At 41.0% G+C, this 3684-nt stretch carries 4 protein-coding genes; all 4 read right to left on the bottom strand.

From position 1 onward, the window contains the following. Positions 1-477: 477 nt before the first annotated feature. On the bottom strand, positions 478-1017 hold the full coding sequence (locus tag IEY42_RS21775) for a hypothetical protein (protein WP_188927267.1): 540 nt from the start codon (positions 1015-1017) through the stop codon (positions 478-480). Next, positions 1007-2254, bottom strand: a complete 1248-nt coding sequence (locus tag IEY42_RS21770) for an RHS repeat domain-containing protein (protein ID WP_188927266.1) — start codon at positions 2252-2254, stop codon at positions 1007-1009. The genes IEY42_RS21775 and IEY42_RS21770 overlap by 11 nt, the downstream gene beginning before the upstream one ends. Positions 2255-2750: 496 nt before the next feature. Further along, positions 2751-3398, bottom strand: a complete 648-nt coding sequence (locus IEY42_RS21765; protein WP_188927265.1) for a hypothetical protein — start codon at positions 3396-3398, stop codon at positions 2751-2753. A 104-nt stretch (positions 3399-3502) separates the two neighbouring features. Beyond that, positions 3503-3684 (bottom strand): hypothetical protein (locus IEY42_RS22530; RefSeq protein ID WP_229780252.1); only part of this gene is annotated, 182 nt, incomplete at its 5' end.

Below are 3684 nucleotides of genomic sequence, written 5' to 3'. Positions count from 1 at the left end.
CCAAAAAAGCCTTGGGTGAGCAGAGTATTACCTTGACTCACCGGGAGCGTCCATATATGTCTTAATTATTTTTAATTATTTTTGAGCCCGAACAGAACAAGGATAGGATAAGTCCTAATCCGCATGGGTGTTTCACATTTTTAGGCGCAGTGGTACGGATTTCATTAGGGGCGCAGCTTGGCTGTTAAGCCCGAATATATGTCAGTAAAACCGCTTTAAGCGGTAAATGAGTCGCATCAAAAACAACGATAAGTGTGAAGCAGTAGATCAGAAAGCTAAGGCCCAAAAAGCCTTGGGTGAGCAGAGTATTACCTTGACTCACCGGGAGCGTCCATATATGTCTTAATTATTTTTATGATGATGGCAATGAGTCATAAACGTTGGTTTTCTTTACACGATGAAATTGGGGGGAATTGCTAGTAATGGTCAACCACCTAGAAGAGCCTACGGGTGATTAACCAATGCCAGCTTAGTCGTTTAATGCTCTTTTATCAGATTTAGAATGCTTGCTTTGTAAATAACACCATCACTATAAGCGAGAATAACTTTATAGGCACTTTTGTTATCCTCAATATCAACCTCAAGGTTTCCTATATTATTTTTAGATGGCTGACTAATCACAACCTTATTGATTCTGTAACCAGCTAAGATGCTAAAATCCTTTGGTTTTCTGGTTGCTGATTCTAGCTCTATTTTGGCGCAGCTACCGCTAATAACACAATCTAAAGCATCGAATAGGAATAAGTAATCTCTGGTATAAGCCCTGCCTTCAAATACTATATTCCTTTCGATGGAGTTGCAGTCATCAGTTGATTTACCAATAACAGTTTCAATAGAAAGTTCGACTCCGTTGAACCCATCCTTGCACTGACCAAGCCTACATTCAAGCATAACTGGCTGTTCATTGACTTGATATTTCTTGCAAAGCCCATCTATGAGAGCGTAGTCAGTCTCATGGCCGTGCACAGCCCCTTGCAGCAGAATGCAGACAAATAAAGCCAATAGTCTAGTTTTCATTTCTTAATCTCCTAGAGTAACCTTTTACAACATCACCCAAATCCGATTGTTTTATTCGTCGATTTCCACTATAGCTTCTTATGCTATGGTCTTTATTTGGTTGGTGGTACGCACCTAGTATATGGAAAAACTCATGTGTTGGGGTGTCGACAAACATGCCATTCTTGGTCGGGTATGTGATTTCAGTACCACCTATCGCATTGACAAAGCCGCCTGACGCACAATCAAAACAAGCCTTAAGAAACAAGTCTGCTTTCAACAGGCTCCTGACTAGCGTTAAATTAACATCAATCGCATACTCGCCCTTTTCTGCATTTTTGAAATCATCATTAATCGTTTTGATGTACCAATCTGCACCTTCTTTTTTAATGGCTGGGTCGGCATACACGTTAGCATTTACCGTGAGGGCCTTGCCGTCCTTAGAGAGTTCAATGTTTCCGTATTCCAGCAGGTCTTCGTTGGGGTCTATGTCATTTTTTATCCCCTCAGGTTCCCCTTTGCCATCACCACCTACATTGGTACTACTTTTCGACGCCAGAGTCTGCAACCCTACATCTTTACTTTCTTGTTTACCTGCGCCTCCACTTTGAGCCATCTGTAACTTATTTGCTTGACCACTAGATGTCTTCGACGTTGAGTTATTTAACGTTTGAGAGACCATGTTGGTTAACTTCATGCTCTCTGTAACAATACCATTGTCCTTGTAATAGCTATCACAGACACTTTCGAGATTGGAACCTGCACAACTATACCCGGTCGGATCTGTCCCACTCATCGGGTTATTCAAAATATACGAATACGGGTTGGCGCTCTGGCTATTTTCTGGGAACTGCAAAAACGGGTCAACACTTAAAAAACGGCCGATGTTGAAATCGTAAATCCGCCCGTTCATATGAATAAGCTCTTGATCAATCAAATGCTCATGGTCTGTATAGCCTTTGGTGACCCCTTGCCAATTAGTTCCAGATAATAATGTATTACCTGCAGCAATGTCCCTTGGGCGACCAAATACATCATAACCACGGTGTTGTAGTACGGCACCGGTTTTGGCATCCATCAAGGTATCGACACTGCCTAAGTGGTCGCGCTGTACATGCTGGAACGGTGATTGATTACCTAAGCTGCCCACATGGGCTTTCATCTTAATGGTGTGGTCACCAATGTAGGTTTTATCTACCGTACTGCTTAAGGTCACTTCACGCTCAAAACTGCCCACATAATACGTGGTCGATACCACACTACCGTTTTGCTGCTTAACCTGTTTATAGCGGTTACCATTCGCATCGTAACTGAATGTGCTTTTTACATTATTGCGGTCAACCGTTAACGGCTTGTTTTGGTCGTTATAGGTTAACGTTACGCCATCACCCGTGAGCCTGTTACCGTTATTGTCATAGGTGAAGGTTTTTGTACCACCACGGATAAACTGCCTAATGGCGTTAGGGCCTGCATTACCGCCAGCACCTTTTCCTACACTACCGTAGAGATACTGACTGCCGTAATCGCCTTTAACAAGAATGTTACCTGCGGCATCATAGTCGTAGTTATTATGAAATCATTATGGGTGTTATAATTATTTTTTCGCCGAGCAACAAACCAAGCAGTCAAACGATAATGAACTGGCAGCCTAGGCCTGAAACAACAAGACCCGCACTGCGGGCTTTGTAATCACTCTATTCACTGTCTAAGTATTTTTAACCATGAGTGTCTCGTTTAAATGCCGCCAAAAGTGCCTAAAAGTCCGTGACTTTATACTTATCTCGCAATTCATATAAGGTCATAAAATTGGCTTCTTTTGACTTTTCAAGTGGCAACACAACACAACTTTCCCCTATACAGATCCCAATACTATTAGTACTTTCTCCCAAGTAAATGGCATCAAGTGCGTTGATACTCTCTAGCGAATAAAACAATTCAGGAGTGGTATCACAAAATGAACCTAACATACTTATGAAAACTTGAGATTTAGTTTCAAGTTCTTTTTCTCTTGATTGATCCAGCCACAAATCACAATCCATAGTAAACTCTTTTAAAGGAATACCAACCGCCGAATACACAGATAAATAATTATCAGCTTGCCAACGTGAAGACATACCAATGAGATATTCACCGTTTGTTGTCCATGTTAACGCTAGGAATCTTGGTGACTTATCTTTAACTGTAAGAGTCAAATTCTCATTATGACTATCATACAATTCAAGATATGACACATCTTTTAAATCTTTAAGGTCTTTATCGTAATATCTATAGTGGCTATGTAAGGCGAGTCTATTTTGACTCTTAGCATATACAGATACCTTGCCGTGATAATCCAATAATTGTCCTGCCTGGGACATAAATGCAACAAGACTTATTAATAGTGTACATAATTTTATTTTCATTTTAGTATCCTCGCTCCTGCGGGTAAATCCTCTATGCCTTTATATGACGTTCTCACACCTACATTTGGCAAGCCAGATTGCTTCATTTGGAATGGGTGGCCATATTATTTTTCTTTAAGCGGTAAATGAGTCGCATCAAAAACAACGATAAGTGTGAAGCAGTAGATCAGAAAGCTAAGGCCCAAAAAGCCTTGGGTGAGCAGAGTATTACCTTGACTCACCGTGTAGTGGTCAACAAAAACTGGCCACATTCTTAGAGTTTTCCCAATACAATCGTTCGGATTCA

This window comes from Shewanella algicola, from assembly GCF_014648035.1.
Taxonomy (GTDB): Bacteria; Pseudomonadota; Gammaproteobacteria; order Enterobacterales; family Shewanellaceae; genus Shewanella; species Shewanella algicola.
This window is presented reverse-complemented; position numbering and strand designations above follow the sequence as displayed.

Bases quoted from the DNA above. Each gene is read 5' to 3' on its own strand.
- IEY42_RS21765 (WP_188927265.1), bottom strand. From the start codon at position 3,398: ATGAAAATAAAATTATGTACACTATTAATAAGTCTTGTTGCATTTATG.
- IEY42_RS21775 (WP_188927267.1), bottom strand. From the start codon at position 1,017: ATGAAAACTAGACTATTGGCTTTATTTGTCTGCATTCTGCTGCAAGGG.